Source organism: Allomuricauda sp. d1, assembly GCF_039592695.1.
GTDB lineage: Bacteria > Bacteroidota > Bacteroidia > Flavobacteriales > Flavobacteriaceae > Flagellimonas_A.
Window position 1 is genome coordinate 33,336 of record NZ_JBBUTK010000004.1, and the last position, 14,466, is coordinate 47,801.

At 43.9% G+C, this 14,466-nt stretch carries 17 protein-coding genes; 4 read left to right on the forward strand and 13 right to left on the reverse strand.

The window, feature by feature from the left end:
• Positions 1 to 4: 4 nt before the first annotated feature.
• The 4 genes from AAAH86_RS14640 (at position 5) to AAAH86_RS14655 (ending at position 2,669) form a co-directional block, all read left to right on the forward strand.
• Positions 5 to 247 (forward strand): hypothetical protein, encoded by a 243-nt coding sequence (locus tag AAAH86_RS14640; protein WP_343488408.1) that lies wholly within the window; start codon positions 5 to 7, stop codon positions 245 to 247.
• Complete coding sequence (locus AAAH86_RS14645; protein ID WP_343488409.1) at positions 234 to 1,379, forward strand: serine hydrolase; 1,146 nt, start codon at positions 234 to 236, stop codon at positions 1,377 to 1,379. Before AAAH86_RS14640 ends, AAAH86_RS14645 begins: the two co-directional genes overlap by 14 nt.
• Complete coding sequence (locus AAAH86_RS14650) at positions 1,376 to 1,894, forward strand: SRPBCC domain-containing protein (protein WP_343488410.1); 519 nt, start codon at positions 1,376 to 1,378, stop codon at positions 1,892 to 1,894. The genes AAAH86_RS14645 and AAAH86_RS14650 overlap by 4 nt, the downstream gene beginning before the upstream one ends.
• A 130-nt stretch (positions 1,895 to 2,024) precedes the next feature.
• Entirely contained in the window at positions 2,025 to 2,669 is a 645-nt protein-coding gene (locus AAAH86_RS14655; protein WP_343488411.1) for an intradiol ring-cleavage dioxygenase, read from the forward strand.
• Between the two features lie 55 nt (positions 2,670 to 2,724).
• On the opposite strand, the gene rimO is transcribed toward AAAH86_RS14655, so the two are convergent.
• The 13 genes from rimO to AAAH86_RS14720 all read right to left on the reverse strand — a co-directional run bounded on the left by rimO (position 2,725) and on the right by AAAH86_RS14720 (position 14,390).
• Entirely contained in the window at positions 2,725 to 4,035 is a 1,311-nt protein-coding gene (rimO, locus tag AAAH86_RS14660) for a 30S ribosomal protein S12 methylthiotransferase RimO (protein WP_343488412.1), read from the reverse strand.
• A 180-nt stretch (positions 4,036 to 4,215) separates the two neighbouring features.
• Positions 4,216 to 5,877 (reverse strand): amidase family protein, encoded by a 1,662-nt coding sequence (locus AAAH86_RS14665; RefSeq protein WP_343488413.1) that lies wholly within the window; start codon positions 5,875 to 5,877, stop codon positions 4,216 to 4,218.
• Between the two features lie 170 nt (positions 5,878 to 6,047).
• A complete protein-coding gene (locus AAAH86_RS14670; protein WP_343488414.1) occupies positions 6,048 to 6,929 on the reverse strand; it encodes a DUF2911 domain-containing protein in 882 nt (293 codons plus the stop codon).
• Positions 6,926 to 7,888 carry a signal recognition particle-docking protein FtsY gene (gene ftsY, locus AAAH86_RS14675; protein WP_343488416.1) on the reverse strand — a complete coding sequence of 321 codons (963 nt, stop codon included), beginning with the start codon at positions 7,886 to 7,888 and terminating at the stop codon, positions 6,926 to 6,928. Before ftsY ends, AAAH86_RS14670 begins: the two co-directional genes overlap by 4 nt.
• 176 nt (positions 7,889 to 8,064) lie before the next feature.
• A complete protein-coding gene (locus tag AAAH86_RS14680; protein WP_343488417.1) occupies positions 8,065 to 8,214 on the reverse strand; it encodes a DUF4295 domain-containing protein in 150 nt (49 codons plus the stop codon).
• A 37-nt stretch (positions 8,215 to 8,251) separates the two neighbouring features.
• The gene (gene rpmG / locus AAAH86_RS14685) at positions 8,252 to 8,434 is read right to left on the reverse strand and encodes a 50S ribosomal protein L33 (protein WP_343488419.1); all 183 of its coding nucleotides are present in this window, start codon (positions 8,432 to 8,434) and stop codon (positions 8,252 to 8,254) included.
• 107 nt (positions 8,435 to 8,541) lie between these two features.
• Positions 8,542 to 8,778, reverse strand: a complete 237-nt coding sequence (gene rpmB / locus AAAH86_RS14690; RefSeq protein WP_343488420.1) for a 50S ribosomal protein L28 — start codon at positions 8,776 to 8,778, stop codon at positions 8,542 to 8,544.
• Positions 8,779 to 8,852: 74 nt separating this feature from the next.
• The gene (locus AAAH86_RS14695) at positions 8,853 to 10,100 is read right to left on the reverse strand and encodes a competence/damage-inducible protein A (protein WP_343488421.1); all 1,248 of its coding nucleotides are present in this window, start codon (positions 10,098 to 10,100) and stop codon (positions 8,853 to 8,855) included.
• A 63-nt stretch (positions 10,101 to 10,163) separates the two neighbouring features.
• Positions 10,164 to 10,502, reverse strand: coding sequence for an Hpt domain-containing protein (locus AAAH86_RS14700; RefSeq protein ID WP_343488423.1), 339 nt, complete (start codon positions 10,500 to 10,502; stop codon positions 10,164 to 10,166).
• Positions 10,502 to 11,113 carry a fumarylacetoacetate hydrolase family protein gene (locus tag AAAH86_RS14705; RefSeq protein ID WP_343488424.1) on the reverse strand — a complete coding sequence of 204 codons (612 nt, stop codon included), beginning with the start codon at positions 11,111 to 11,113 and terminating at the stop codon, positions 10,502 to 10,504. The genes AAAH86_RS14700 and AAAH86_RS14705 overlap by 1 nt, the downstream gene beginning before the upstream one ends.
• Before the next feature lie 304 nt (positions 11,114 to 11,417).
• On the reverse strand, positions 11,418 to 12,194 hold the full coding sequence (locus AAAH86_RS14710; RefSeq protein ID WP_343488425.1) for an exonuclease domain-containing protein: 777 nt from the start codon (positions 12,192 to 12,194) through the stop codon (positions 11,418 to 11,420).
• A 9-nt stretch (positions 12,195 to 12,203) separates the two neighbouring features.
• The gene (locus tag AAAH86_RS14715; RefSeq protein WP_343488426.1) at positions 12,204 to 12,947 is read right to left on the reverse strand and encodes an alpha/beta hydrolase-fold protein; all 744 of its coding nucleotides are present in this window, start codon (positions 12,945 to 12,947) and stop codon (positions 12,204 to 12,206) included.
• Between the two features lie 87 nt (positions 12,948 to 13,034).
• Positions 13,035 to 14,390, reverse strand: coding sequence for a dihydrolipoamide acetyltransferase family protein (locus AAAH86_RS14720; RefSeq protein WP_343488427.1), 1,356 nt, complete (start codon positions 14,388 to 14,390; stop codon positions 13,035 to 13,037).
• Positions 14,391 to 14,466 lie beyond the last annotated feature (76 nt).

Below are 14,466 nucleotides of genomic sequence, written 5' to 3' on the forward strand. Positions count from 1 at the left end.
GTTTTTGGAACGAAAAATCAAATTGATATGGGATTTTAGGGGGCCCGCTGCCGCTAAAACAGCCGAGCACCACGAAAAGCATCTTGCTGAGTTTTTGGCCATAGAGCAACTTACGATGAACATTACTGGCCATCTTCACTACAGCAACATGCACAGCGTTGCCTATATGGTGGTGACCGATGATGAGATGAAACAAGTAAGAAATCAGCTAAAGCCCCATCGGGGAGAGGTTTATGAAGAATCTTGATGTAAAAGCCTTCTATTCAGCGTTCATAATTCTGTTCGTAATCGGTTGCTCTGAAAAGCAAGTTGATAATCCTCTCGAAACAGTATTGGCCTCAAATGATATGCGGATTAAAAAAGTGATGGATTCTTTGGGGCAGCATGAAGTGCAAATCCGTTACACACAGATTGACCGCAATGGTGACAGCCTGATGTTCACCGATCATGATTTTCAAGTGGATGAAGACCGCTATTTCTATCCGGCCAGTACCGTAAAGTTTCCTGCTGCTGTGGCTGCGCTCGAAAAACTGAATGAACTGGATACGTTGGATAGGGATTTTCGTTTTTATGTGGAAGGTGATTCGGTGGAAACCACGTTTTCGGAAGCGATTCTGCAAATCTTCGCGGTCAGTGACAATGAGGCCAACAACCGCTTGGTCGAATTTTTGGGGTTTGATGACCTAAACCATCGCATGCAGCGGCGCGGGGTTGAGCCCATTCGCATTTCACACCGCCTCTCAACCCCAAATGCTGATGAAGTAACCGCGAAACCATTGGTCATCTATCTTAATGACAGTACCACGGGCATTTCAAAGTCTATCACCAGCAAAAGTCCGAAACCGTTGGATTTCAACGGAATAAAAAAAGGAAGTGGGTTTTATGCCCAAGATTCACTGTATCAAGAACCCTTTGATTTCTCTTTGAAAAATTACTATCCCGTTGAAGCCCAACATGCGCTTTTGAAGCGAATTATCTTTCCAGAAGCTTTTCCCAAAGAAGAACAGTTCAATCTCAACGAAGCTCAGCAAAAATTTCTTTTGGATGCGATGAAAATCCTACCAAAGAAAATTGGCTATGACTCAGAAGAATACTACGATAGCTATGGAAAGTTTTTTATGTACGGTGATTCAAAGGAAGCCATCCCTGAACACATTGAAATTTATAACAAAGTGGGCTACGCCTATGGCACATTGACGGATTGTGCCTACATCAAGGATACCAAGAACAACATTGATTTTATGCTGACAGCGACCATTTTGGTCAACAGTGACAGTATCTTCAACGATGATCAATATGAATTTGACGAGGTTGGCATTCCGTTTTTGGCCCAGTTGGGCAGAGAAATTTATCAACACGAATTAAATCGAAAGCGATGACAGCACTTACTTTTGACTCTTTTATCAAAAAAATTTATATCAAAGCCCCGATGGATAAACTCTATTGGTGCTGGGCCACCAAAGAAGGTATCGAGACCTGGTTTTTGCGTCAGGCCACCTACACCGATAAAAATGGATCTCAACACGCTGAAAATGATAAAATTCAAGCGGAAGATACCTATGTTTGGGAATGGCATAACTGGGATGGCCAAGAAAAAGGAACCATTCTCAAGGCCAACGGCACCGATTTTCTTGAATTCTCTTTTGCTGGCGACGTTTGCAAAGTTTCAGTCACATTAGAAGAAAATAAAGACGCCGTCTTACTCACCCTGAGACAATTCGACATGCCCACCGATGAAGAGACCAAAATGAACATCTATAATGGCTGCAGCTGCGGTTGGACGTTCTGGCTGGCCAACCTCAAGGCCTATCTGGAGCATGGCATTCTTTTGAACGAGACCGAATTTGACTTGACCGACATTCCCCAAGCGGGGCATATTTTTGTGAACATGTAAGTTATGAAATGAGCATAAACTTTTTTGAGCATACCCTACCCGACATGTTTAAAATAAGTTTATGCGAATTACTGAATGTGCAGAGATTTTTAGTTTCTTCATTTTCAGCAAACTATAAAATTTTAAACAGATGAAACATACCATTTTCTTTGGTGTACTGCTATTTTTCTTGTTGGCTATGGTTTCTTGCCGCTCTCAGAACGACAAAAAATCTCCTAAAAAAACTGTGGCCAGAAATGTGGGAGGCCCCTGTGAAGGCTGTGAAGCATTACATGAATTTGGTGATGTTCGATTGACCAACACAGACACCTTACCCAGTTTTTTTATGGCAGGTCCTAAGTTAAAAATCGTGGGAACTGTTTATAATCCCGACAAATCTCCCGCAGAAAATGTTATCATCTATGTTTACCATACCGATAGAAAAGGTATATACCCGAAAAAAGGCGACGAAAAGGGTTGGACTCGAAGGCATGGTTATTTAAGGGGTTGGGCCAAAACCAATGACGATGGCATGTATACTTTTTTTACGTTTCGACCGGCCAGTTACCCCAATCGAAGCGCTCCAGAACATATTCACATGACCGTAAAAGAACCGACCACCAACGCATACTACATTGATGATATTATGTTTGATGACGATTCACTTTTGACCAAAACTATAAGGAAACAGCGATCCGATAGGGCAGGTTCGGGCATCGTCAAACTTCAAAAAGAAGATTCGCTGTTGATTGCTAAGCGAGATATTTTTCTGGGGAGGAATATTCCCGATTACTAATAAAGATCAAGAGTATGCTTTCGACCGTGCTTCGACTGCGCTCAGCATAATACGCTCAAGGTGACAAAAAAGGTTCACCATACAAATCGAAGTCTGCGGCATCCGTGATTTTAATTTGGCAGAAATCACCGATTTTAACATAATGTTTCGTGGCATCGATGAGTACCTCATTGTCGACATCAGGAGAGTCAAATTCTGTTCGCCCTACAAAATAGTTTCCTTCTTTTCTATCGATGATGCAGCGAAACGTTTTTCCGATTTTTTCTTGGTTGAGTTCCCATGAAATCTGTGATTGCAGTTCCATAATCTCATTGGCGCGTTGTTGCTTTACTGTTTCAGGAACGTCATCCTCCAAATGATAGGCATGGGTATTTTCTTCATGGCTGTAGGTAAAGCAGCCCAAGCGTTCAAAACGCATTTCGGTCACCCAATCCTTTAAGGTTTGGAAATCTTCTTCCGTTTCCCCAGGATACCCCACAATCAAGGTGGTGCGAATGGCCATGCCGGGTGCGGCTTCTCGAAAGTCTTGCAACAGTTTTGTGGTCTTCACTTTGGTCGTGCCTCGTCGCATGCTTTTCAAAATAGCGTCTGAAATATGCTGAAGCGGAATATCGATATAATTACAGACTTTCGGATCATTTCGCATGACATCCAACACATCCATCGGAAAGCCAGTGGGGAAGGCATAATGAAGGCGAATCCATTCAATACCGTCTACTTTCGCCAGTCTTTGAAGCAATTCTGCGAGATTGCGTTTTTTATAAAGGTCGAGCCCGTAATAGGTTAAATCTTGTGCAATCAAAATCAATTCTTTGACACCATTCACAGCCAATTTTTCGGCTTCACTTGCCAATTCTTCAATTGGTTTGCTCTTGTGTTTGCCCCGCATAATCGGAATGGCACAAAAAGAACAAGGTCGGTCACAGCCTTCAGCAATCTTAAGGTATGCATAGTTTTTTGGTGTGGTAGTAAGCCTTTCGCCAATCAGCTCATGTTTGTAGTCAGCCCCGAGGGCTTTGAGCAGATTGGGCAGGTCACTGGTGCCAAAATAGGCATCCACATTGGGGATTTCTTTCTCTAAATCAGGTTTGTAGCGTTCACTGAGGCATCCGGTGACAAAAACCCTGTCAACCTCGCCAGCTTCCTTTTTCTGAACAAAATCTAGTATCGTGTTGACACTTTCTTCCTTGGCATTGGCAATAAATCCGCAGGTATTGATAACCACCACATTGCCCTCTTCTTCGTGCACCACTTCTTTGTCATTGGCGCGTAATTGCCCCATCAATACCTCAGAATCGTAGACATTCTTGCTACAACCTAAGGTGACGACATTGATTTTATTCTTTTTAAGGGATTTTGTGCGCATACCTTTATTTATGGGTGCGCAAAATTACGAAATGAGCACAAACTTTTTTGAGCATACTTTAACGGCATGATTAAAATAAGTTTATGCGAATTACTGAATGTGCAAAATTTTTTAGTTTATTCATTTTCAATGAATTAAAAATTTTAAACAAATGAAAGTGCTTTGTAAAAAAGTGGATGCCTACTCTTTATAGCTTTCAGGAATTTTCCTTGCCCTGGTCAGTTGCTCAAAAGATTTTCCCATCCGCAATAGCTCAGCTTCTTGAAAAGGTTTTGAGATAAACGTCAAACTGATAGGTTCACCACTTTCTTTATACCCCATTGGGATGGTCAGTGCAGGATATTCCGCAACCGCGGCATGGCCCGCATGCCAATTGTTGATGGAAAGTATGGCATCTAAATCATGCTCATCCAAAGCGGAATCAAAAAACTTTTGTCCGTTCTTTTTCAATCTTTCTTTGATCTCAACTAACCCTTCCTCTGAAGTTGGGTCGGTCAAAATGCTATCTAATCGTGCCTGTTCGTAAGGTATACGAACCGTACTGTCCTCACTGTTGAACCGGACCACATCGGCTACAGAGCCTATGGTAACTGCATCTGTATTCTTTACTTGTGATTCTAAATATGCAGGAAGGTCATTTTTCATATCGATGTTCAAAACGCTCAAAAATCCATCCATAGCAACTTCAGGTGGGTCAAACTCAACAATTTCAGCTCCCGCTTCTTTGAGTCTTGCAATGGTTTCCCCATAAATCGAGTCGGCCTCCATCAAGCTCTTCATGGCGCCAAGGCGTAATTCGTTCAAAGGCTTTGGGTTCAGGTATGACGAAAGCATACCGTCGTAACCCTCCACTGATTTAGAATCTTCTGCATCCTTCCCCAAAAGGGCATCCAACAAAATGGCGTTGTCGGCAACATTCTTGGTCATGGGGCCAGGGGTGTCTAAAGTACTTGAGATGGGCACGATACCCGTTCTGCTCAATAAACCAATAGTAGGTTTGAGCCCAACCACGGAATTCTGGCTCGATGGTGATAGTATGGAACCCGAAGTTTCGGTTCCGATCGCGGCTACGGCATAATTTGCCGCAGTTGATGTACCACTGCCCGCGCTCGACCCACCGGTATCAAACACCCGGCGCCCATACGGATTCAGCGTTTGCCCGCCGACGGCACTCTGCCCGTTTGGACAAACTGCACAGATAAAATTGGCCCATTCACTGAGATTTGCCTTCCCCAGAATCAATGCCCCTTTTTCTTTTAGACGTGTCACTATAAAAGCATCGTCAGTGGTGTTATCCATAAGGGCAATTGCTCCAGCCGTAGTTTTCATTCCCTCAGTGCCGATATTATCCTTCAATAAAATGGGCATACCGTAAATAGGGTGTTTTCCTTCGGCATTGGCATCCAATTTTCGGGCTTCTTCAAGCACATCAGGATTGAGGGCGATGACCGTATTCAGAGTCGTTTCATTGGGCAATTCGTATTTGTAGATGCGGTGCAGGTAAAACAAGACCAAATCTTCATAAGAGAACTTTCCTACGGAAATACTTTTTTGGATGGATGGAATGTCTTGCTCCAGCACCAAGGGCTTCATCATTTTGTATGTCGAATCAGAAAATTGGGAAACCTCGGCATACAAGGGCAAAAACACCTCATTTTTGTCCGACACCTTTGACTGTATGAATTTGTACCGCATACGTTCCGATTCGTGATCCGCATTGGCTGCCACCTCAGCAGAATCGTTATACGATTGCCATAGAACAATAGGTTTGGTACTTTTCGGTTCTTGCTTGCAGGCTGTAATCAGCAACAACAACAAAATGGGTAGGAGAAATTTTTTCATAGTATAATTCAGTAAACTCCTTCCCACATTCGGGGGAAGGTGGTCCCGCATTTACGGGAACGGAAGGGGGGGTGGTACTTCGACTGCGCTCAGTACAGGCAATCCACTCCGTCTTATCCGCTTATGGCGGATAATCCACCCCTCCCTGACTATGGAGGGGAGCTGTTATGTTAGTTATCAGAAAGCAAAGCCTTCCACTTTTTGATATTTTTTTCGTTCATGCGCACAAACTCATCTTTGTCCTGCGCATTTGCCAAGATACGTGATTTTTCGGCAGAGGCAATCGCCGCCCTATGGTCACCGAGTTCTGCCTGCACCAAACTTTTGACACGGTGAAAGTAATAGGTGTCGCCCCCAATTTCAATGGCCTTGTTCGAATACTTCAAAGCCCGCTCAAAATCCTTGCCCTGCTCTTGCAAGTAGCGGGCGGCCTCATAGTAGGTCTGGGCGGTAGGATTATTGTTGATTTGTTTCGCAATTTCAATTTCCATCTGGGCATCCGTATCCACCAAAAAGGGAATGGTGACTTTGGTACTCGCCCAAATCAGGTTCAGGTTAGCAGAATGGTGGGTGATACTATCAAAGGCCATTAAAAAATTCTCTTGATGATAGGGAGTTGTCTGTGGTTTAACGGTGATACGGAACAAATCTTCATCGGCATCGTATTTTTTTCGCCCATCGCCCCAATGCGAAATATTGGTATGAAAGGCAATTTGCCACTTACCTTCTTCGGGAAAAGCATACAGTGCATAGGTTCCTTTTGGTAGGTCATTTTCCATGACCTGCATATCGGTATCAACCGTGATTTTGGTGCTCTCATTCGCCCCAACCCGCCAAATGCGACCGTAAGGCACCAAACCCTGTTGCCCATCTTTTTGTGGACCAAAAACGTGACGCCCACGAACCGCAGGTCGTGAATATTCAGCGGTGATTTTTGAGAGGCCGATCTCTTGCTCAATTTTTGAAAAGGGACTGGCTTTAGGGTGCGCTATTTGGGCATTCGCAGAAATAACAAAAACAGTAATCGTCAAAAATGTTACGAAATACTTCAACTCTCAAGATTGAAAAACGAATCCACAAATTCATATTTATTAAAGACCTGTAGGTCTTCTAGGCCCTCACCTACCCCGATATATTTTACGGGTATTTGAAACTGGTCTGAAATACCGATGACCACGCCACCTTTTGCGGTGCCATCGAGTTTGGTCACGGCCAAACTGGTCACTTCGGTAGCTTTGGTGAACTGCTTCGCCTGTTCAAAGGCATTTTGACCGGTAGAGCCATCCAACACCAGCAACACATCGTGTGGTGCACCGGGCACTACTTTTTGCATGACCCGTTTCACTTTGGTAAGCTCGTTCATCAAATTTACCTTGTTGTGCAATCGGCCAGCGGTATCAATCAATACGACATCGGCATTTTCGGCCACTGCGGAATTTAAGGTGTCAAAAGCCACAGAGGCGGGATCGCTTCCCATTTTTTGCTTTACTATCGGCACGTCGACCCGTTCGCCCCAAACCTGCAACTGGTCAATGGCGGCAGCACGAAATGTATCTGCGGCACCAAGTACCACATTGAGACCTTGGTTTTTGAATTGGTGGGCCAATTTGCCAATGGTTGTGGTCTTGCCGACCCCGTTCACGCCCACTACCATGATGACATAAGGTTTCTTGTCCTGAGGGATTGAAAACTCTTGTTCTTCACCCACATGGGTCTCTGAAAGCAATGCGGCAATCTCTTCTCGTAGAATAGTGTTCAGCTCATCGGTACCCATATATTTATCGCGGGATACCCGTTCTTCAATGCGTTCAATGATTTTCAATGTGGTATTTACCCCGACATCTGAGGTGACCAGAACTTCCTCAAGATTGTCCAACACCTCATCATCAACCTTGGATTTGCCTGCAACGGCCTTGCTCAACTTGCCAAAAAAGCTGGTTTTGCTCTTTTCGAGGCCTTTATCAAGGGTCTCTTTCTTGTCTTTTGAGAAAATCTTTTTGAATAAACTCATCGCTGTATTCGGTTGAAGGCCAAAGATAGTGAAGTGTGCAGTTTTATTGCGAATCTTGAAAATTCAAGATGAAGCAATCCTTTTAATTATTTTTACGGATTGCTTGGTCACTTCTTCCTCGCCATAAAAAAAGCCGCTCAAAAGCGGCTTTCAATACGATATATGGTTTGGTCTTACTACTTGTTCAACCAATCATTGACATTTTCGGGTGCCATAACGGATTCTACAAAAGTGTAGGCTCCGGTTTTGGGCGACTTGACCATTTTGATGGCCTTGGTCAAACGCTTAGAGCTTGATTGTAACGTTGCAACTGTCTTCTTTGCCATGAATCTATATTTTTTCATATCCGCGAAAGCGGATATCTTATTTTATCTCTTTGTGAATTGTCATGCGCTTCAGAATCGGGTTGAATTTTTTCAACTCAATTCGGTCTGGCGTATTTTTCTTGTTCTTTGTCGTGATATAACGTGAAGTGCCGGGCATGCCTGAGTCTTTATGCTCGGTACACTCTAAAATCACCTGAATTCTATTGCCTTTCTTTGCCATCTTTCACTAACTTACTCGATAATCGAGATTTATAATACTCCGACGCTATGGTCGAAATCTAAGGTTTGTTTTATTTCAATGCCTTCTGGGGCTTACCCAGAGGTGGTTTACTTGGTGTAACCTTTGGCCCTTGCCTCTTTCAAAGCTTCAGAAATACCTCTTTTGTTGATAATCTTGATGCCCTTTGCGGATACGTTGAGCGTTACCCAGCGGTCCTCTTCAGGAACATAAAACTTTTTTTTAGAGATATTGGCATCAAATCTCCTTCTCGTCTTGTTGATGGAAAAGGAAACGTTGTTGCCGAACATCACCTTCTTACCTGTTATTTCACAAACTTTAGACATCGCCTTTTGCTTTGCGTTATTTTAATTGCGGGTGCAAATTTAGGTCTTTTCTATGGATGCTACAACTGACGAACTCAGAAATTTAAAATTTCTTTTTGTAACAGCTCAAAAGCCTTGTTGACAGACTTTTGCACAATGCGTTCGCGATGGTTGCCCATTATAAATTCTTGGGCAAAGGTTCGCTCGGGTGTGCTGATGGCAATGTAGACCGTGCCAACATCGGCATCTGAGTCACCTTTAGAGGGCCCGGCATTGCCTGTAGTGGCAATGGAGAAATCAGTGTCTAAAATTTGCTTGACGTTTTTGGCCATGGCCACCGCCACCTGCCCACTCACCACAGAATGTTTTTCAATAAGCTCAGGGTCAATACCCAACAACCGTATTTTGGTTTCCGTGGCATAGCTCACAACCGTGCCTTTAAAATAGTTTGATGCGCCCGGAATCGAAGTGATGTGCTCCGCAATTTTACCTCCGGTAAAGCTTTCAGCGGTGGACAAGGTCATGTTCTTATCGGTCAACAATTTGGCAACTAGGGCTTCGATACTCTCATCTTCTTCAACGCCGTAAATGATGTCGCCAATCAGGGGGTACAACTTCTGGGTTTCTGCTTCAACGGTCTGGTAGAGCAGATCTTTGTCCAAACCCTTGGCGGTCAGACGAAGCCTAACCCTTCCTAAACTGGGCAAATAAGCCAATTTTACAAAGGGTGGAAGGTTATTCTCCCAACCCTCAATTTTATTGGCCACGGCACTTTCACCCAATCCGTATGTCATGATGGTCTTGTGGAGGATATGCGGACGTTCGTATTTTTTGACAATTCTTGGAATGACCTCGTCAGCAACCAAGTTTTTCATTTCAAAGGGCACCCCCGGAAGCGATACGAAGACCGAGCCATTACGCTCCATCCAAAGACCCGGTGCTGTCCCGTACTTATTCTTAAGCACAATTGCCTTGGTCGGCACCAAGGCTTGCTTTCGGTTCAAATCAGAAATGGGTGTGGAAATGAATTTTTCAAAAAGCATCTCGATATGGGCAAGCGTGGCACCATCTTGTGTCAGTTCATCCCCAAAAAAATCGCATAATGTATGCTTGGTGATGTCATCTTTGGTCGGGCCCAAACCACCTGTCAAGATGACCACCTGCGACCTTCGATTTGCTTCTTCAAGTGCATCGAGAATGTGTTGTCGATCATCTTGAACAGAGGTGATCTGATAGACAGAAACTCCTATCTTATTGAGCTCTTTTGCGATAAATGCTGAATTGGAATCTATTATCTGACCAATCAAGATTTCGTCACCAATGGTAATGATTTCTGCCTGCATAGCACTTTTAACGTTTACTGGCGGCAAAAATAACCAAAAGGGTTGGGTGGTAGTTTGTAGTAATCAGAGGTCAAAATCTTTTCGCAGCTCTGAGATGACTTGCTCCACATCTTTTTTGAGCAGGGGAAACTTCTGTTCTATCTCGCCCATGTTCGCTTCGCTTTTGCCCAAAGTTTCAATTTCTAAAGCGGTGGCCCGGGTTTGCTCCATTCCCAATAAATCAACATTGGGCTTTATTTTATGGGCCAATTTGTATACCTGCTCATAATTTTTTTTGGCAATGGCAGTTTCCAACCCTGAAAGATCTTCGGGCACTTCTTCTAAAAAAACAGAGATTACCGACACGACGAAATCTTCATCGCCTTCGGCCATTTCATTCACCTTGTCTAGACTGTAAATCATTATCTTACGGTAATCGCGAACAGTTCTTCGCCTTCAATCGTACCTGAAAGGTAGTCATTTGACGCTACTTTACCAACACCGGCAGGGGTGCCCGTGAAAATGACATCGCCTTTTTTGAGCATAAAAAACGTAGAGACGTAGGCGATAAGTTCGTCTACTTTCCACAGCATCAAACCGGTGTCGCCTGACTGAACGACCTCACCATTTTTTTTCAGCTCAAATCTAAGCTGATTCAGATTTGGGTATTTTTCCTTGGGTACCCATCTACCGATGACCGCCGCCCCGTCAAAACCCTTGGCCTTTTCCCAAGGTAGCCCCTTTTCCTTGAGTTTTGATTGCAGGTCGCGAGCCGTAAAGTCAATGCCCAGACCAACTTCATCATAATATTTATGTGCATACCGTTCGGCAATATGTTTGCCCACTTTTTTGATTTTCACCAAAACCTCGACTTCATAATGCACATCATTTGAAAATCCAGGAATGTAGAAATCCTGTTCCTTGGGAAGCACCGCCGAATCGGGTTTAATGAAGACCACGGGCTCTTCGGGGCGCTCATTGTTCAGCTCATCAATATGGGCAGCGTAGTTTCTACCGATACAAATCAATTTCATGCAATGGTTAATGGTTAATGGTTAATGGTTAATGGTTAATGGTTAATGGTTAATGGTTAATGGTTAATGGTTAATAAAAGAAATTGATTCTTCTTGGAATTTGCATTTGAACCTGTTTTTTAATTCTAGATTCCATTTACAAGTATAGCAAGCCTTAAGCACCTAAGTAGAAAATTCGTAATTCGTAATTCGTAATTCGTAATTCGTAATTCGTAATTCGTAATTCGTAATTCGTAATTCGTAATTCGTAATTCTTTAAACTTTTTCGATTTCTAATAAAATAGTAACCTCAAACCGACACTTGCTATACCAGTTTATTGTTCAATTTACGCAACTTTAGCTGTGTGAGCACTTTTTTGGTGTAGAGTGGAAAATCGGCATTCAATATCCAGCCAAAATAGCCGGGTTCTTCCTCAAGTACCACATCCACTTTTTTGCCCTTATGCTTCCCAAAAGAAAATGCGGGTTCGTCATCTTCATCCCAAATGATGAATCCGGCAAAATCAACGGTACGTTTTCGGGTGGTGTATTTCGACAACTTTTTTACATCCGTTTCAAGGTCGGGGTATCGCTCCAACTGTGACAATAAGACCTCATACGTGGCATTGGTATCCGCTTCAGCGCTATGGGCATCATCCAAACTTTTATCACAATAGAATTTGTAGGCCGCGCTCAAGGTGCGCTGTTCTTTTTTGTGAAAAATGGTCTGCACGTCGACCGAAACACGGTTTTTCATGTCAAAATCGACTTCGGCACGCAGCATTTCTTCCGCCAAAAGCGGAATATCAAAACGGTCTGAATTAAAGCCCGCCAGATCACTGTCCTTGATCATGTTATGGATTTCTTTGGAAAGCTGTTTGAAGGTCGGTTCATTGGCCACCTTCTCATTTGAAATACCATGAACGGCCACTACGGCCTCGGGTATTTCCATTTCAGGATTTACGAGCCAGGTCTTGCTCTCTCTGTTTCCGTTGGGATGCACTTTCAGGATGGAAATCTCAACAATGCGGTCTTTGGCCACATTGATACCCGTGGTCTCAAGGTCAAAAAAACAGATAGGTCTGGTCAGTTGCAGTTTCATGATTTGGGATTATTTGGATTTTGAAAAAAGCCATGGCAGCAGCTCAGGTTCTGTAAAGGCGTTTTCCCAGCTGTTGTGCTCCACATCGGGGTAAAGGGAATATTTCACTTCTGCCCCGACAGATTTAAGCGCATCGACCATTTGTGTGGAATACTTGGGCGGTACGACAATATCGGCATCACCATGAAACACCCACCAAGCCACTTTCTTCAGTTTTTTTGCAATCGCAGGATTCGCACCCCCACAAATCGGAAAGGCGGCAGCAAACATTTTGGGGTTTCGCCGTACGAGTTCAAAAGTACCGAAACCGCCCATGGAGAGGCCCCCGACATACATTCTATCCGAATCTATGGAATATTTCCTTTTTAACCGTTTCAACAATTCCTCCAATAGCAGCATGTCTGGTGTTGGCTCGGCATCTTCATAAAAAATGAACTCGCGTTTGCCCCATTCGCCCTTTACATCAATTTTGGCCCATGAACTGTTGGCCTCACACTGCGGAAAAACCACGATGGCAGGATACTTTTCACGAACTTCATCCTTCAGAAATAAACCGGAACCATGCACCAATTGGGATTCATTGTCATCACCACGCTCTCCAGAGCCGTGCAGTACCAGAACCAAAGGGTATTCTTTGGTTTCGTCATAATTTTCGGGCAACAACAAACGAAAGGGCATGATTCCGTTTTCGCCTTCAAATATCAACTTTTGGTATGAAAGCGAATCCTGCGAATTCACGGTGAATGCCAGCATCAAAAAAAAGATTGGGCAAATGAACTTCATGGGCTATAGGTTGAAAACCAAAAGTAACAATAGTAGCCCTAAAAAAGAATCGGTTTTCTAGATTTCTCTGTTAACGTCCCATGCCTCAAGGTAGTCGGCCACCTCTTTAACGAACATGCCCCCTAAGGCTCCGTTCACGATGCGGTGGTCGTAGCTGTGCGACAAGAACATTTTGCTGCGAATGCCGATAAAATCCCCTTCTGGGGTTTCAATCACCGAGGGCATTTTTCGAATGGCACCCAGGGCCAAAATGCCCACTTGGGGCTGGTTGATGATGGGTGTGCCAAATACACTGCCAAAAGTGCCCACATTGGTCACAGTGTACGTGCCATCTTTCACCTCATCGGGTTTTAAAGCGTTGTTTCGTGCGCGGTTGGCCAAATCGTTCACTGTTTTGGCCATGCCCACCAAATTGAGTTGGTCGGCATTCTTGATGACGGGTACGATAAGGTTTCCGTCAGGTAGGGCAGCTGCCATGCCCAGATTGATATTTTTCTTTTTGATGACACTATCGCCATCCAAAGAAATATTTATCATGGGATATTTTTTTAGCGCAGTGGCAACAGCTTCCATAAAAATTGGAGTAAAGGTCAGTTTCTCGCCTTCTCGCTCTTCAAATCGCTTTTTGACCTTGTTGCGCCAGTTGACGACATTGGTCACATCAACCTCAACAAAACTCTGTACATGGGCTGATGTTGACACACTCTCTACCATGTGATGGGCAATCAGTTTGCCCATTCGGGTCAACGGAATGACCTCATCGCCCTCTTTTGCCGATACCGTACTTGGCTGTTGGGCAGCTGTTGTTGTTGTTTGAACGCTCTGTTTTTCCGATTGCGCTTTTTCTTCGGTTTTGGCCGTGGCTCTACTACCATTGCTGCCACGGTTCTCGATAAAGGAAAGAATATCATTTTTGGTCACACGGCCTTCTTTGCCCGTACCAGGAATGGTTTCGAGTTCTGCCATGGATATGCCTTCTTCTTTGGCAATGTTTCGTACCAGTGGGGAATAAAAACGTTCTGAACTTGAAAAATCCGGTGTTGGTGTGGCAGCCACTGATGCTGCCGCTGTTTGTATGTCTTTCTCAATGGCAACTGCTGCCTCAGGTTCTTTTTCTTCCACTTTTTCTGTAGTGGATGTTTCAATGGAATCCTTGACATCTTCGACCTCACCCTCTGTTTCAATTACAGCCACCACCTCGCCGACTTTGATGACATCATCGACCTCAAATCTTTTTTCGACCAATTTGCCCTCTACCTCACTGGGCACTTCAGAGTCGACCTTGTCGGTGGCAATCTCAAAAATGGGTTCGTCCATCTCAATGGTATCGCCCACTTCTTTCAACCAAGCAGTCAATGTTGCCTCGGCAACACTTTCGCCCATTTGCGGTAATTTCAGCTCGAACTTTGACATATTCTTATCTAACGGCCTTTTTCTAGTTTCTATTTTGCAAAAATAACAATTTAACCGTCTTATTTTTGAATTTTAT

What these genes read in the sequence shown, in the direction of transcription:
- AAAH86_RS14645 (WP_343488409.1), top strand. Translation starts at nt 234, where the DNA reads ATGAAGAATCTTGATGTAAAAGCCTTCTATTCAGCGTTCATAATTCTG.
- AAAH86_RS14650 (WP_343488410.1), top strand. Translation starts at nt 1,376, where the DNA reads ATGACAGCACTTACTTTTGACTCTTTTATCAAAAAAATTTATATCAAA.
- AAAH86_RS14655 (WP_343488411.1), top strand. Translation starts at nt 2,025, where the DNA reads ATGAAACATACCATTTTCTTTGGTGTACTGCTATTTTTCTTGTTGGCT.
- rimO (WP_343488412.1), bottom strand. Translation starts at nt 4,035, where the DNA reads ATGCGCACAAAATCCCTTAAAAAGAATAAAATCAATGTCGTCACCTTA.
- AAAH86_RS14665 (WP_343488413.1), bottom strand. Translation starts at nt 5,877, where the DNA reads ATGAAAAAATTTCTCCTACCCATTTTGTTGTTGTTGCTGATTACAGCC.
- ftsY (WP_343488416.1), bottom strand. Translation starts at nt 7,888, where the DNA reads ATGAGTTTATTCAAAAAGATTTTCTCAAAAGACAAGAAAGAGACCCTT.
- AAAH86_RS14680 (WP_343488417.1), bottom strand. Translation starts at nt 8,214, where the DNA reads ATGGCAAAGAAGACAGTTGCAACGTTACAATCAAGCTCTAAGCGTTTG.
- rpmG (WP_343488419.1), bottom strand. Translation starts at nt 8,434, where the DNA reads ATGGCAAAGAAAGGCAATAGAATTCAGGTGATTTTAGAGTGTACCGAG.
- rpmB (WP_343488420.1), bottom strand. Translation starts at nt 8,778, where the DNA reads ATGTCTAAAGTTTGTGAAATAACAGGTAAGAAGGTGATGTTCGGCAAC.
- AAAH86_RS14695 (WP_343488421.1), bottom strand. Translation starts at nt 10,100, where the DNA reads ATGCAGGCAGAAATCATTACCATTGGTGACGAAATCTTGATTGGTCAG.
- AAAH86_RS14700 (WP_343488423.1), bottom strand. Translation starts at nt 10,502, where the DNA reads ATGATTTACAGTCTAGACAAGGTGAATGAAATGGCCGAAGGCGATGAA.
- AAAH86_RS14705 (WP_343488424.1), bottom strand. Translation starts at nt 11,113, where the DNA reads ATGAAATTGATTTGTATCGGTAGAAACTACGCTGCCCATATTGATGAG.
- AAAH86_RS14710 (WP_343488425.1), bottom strand. Translation starts at nt 12,194, where the DNA reads ATGAAACTGCAACTGACCAGACCTATCTGTTTTTTTGACCTTGAGACC.
- AAAH86_RS14715 (WP_343488426.1), bottom strand. Translation starts at nt 12,947, where the DNA reads ATGCTGGCATTCACCGTGAATTCGCAGGATTCGCTTTCATACCAAAAG.
- AAAH86_RS14720 (WP_343488427.1), bottom strand. Translation starts at nt 14,390, where the DNA reads ATGTCAAAGTTCGAGCTGAAATTACCGCAAATGGGCGAAAGTGTTGCC.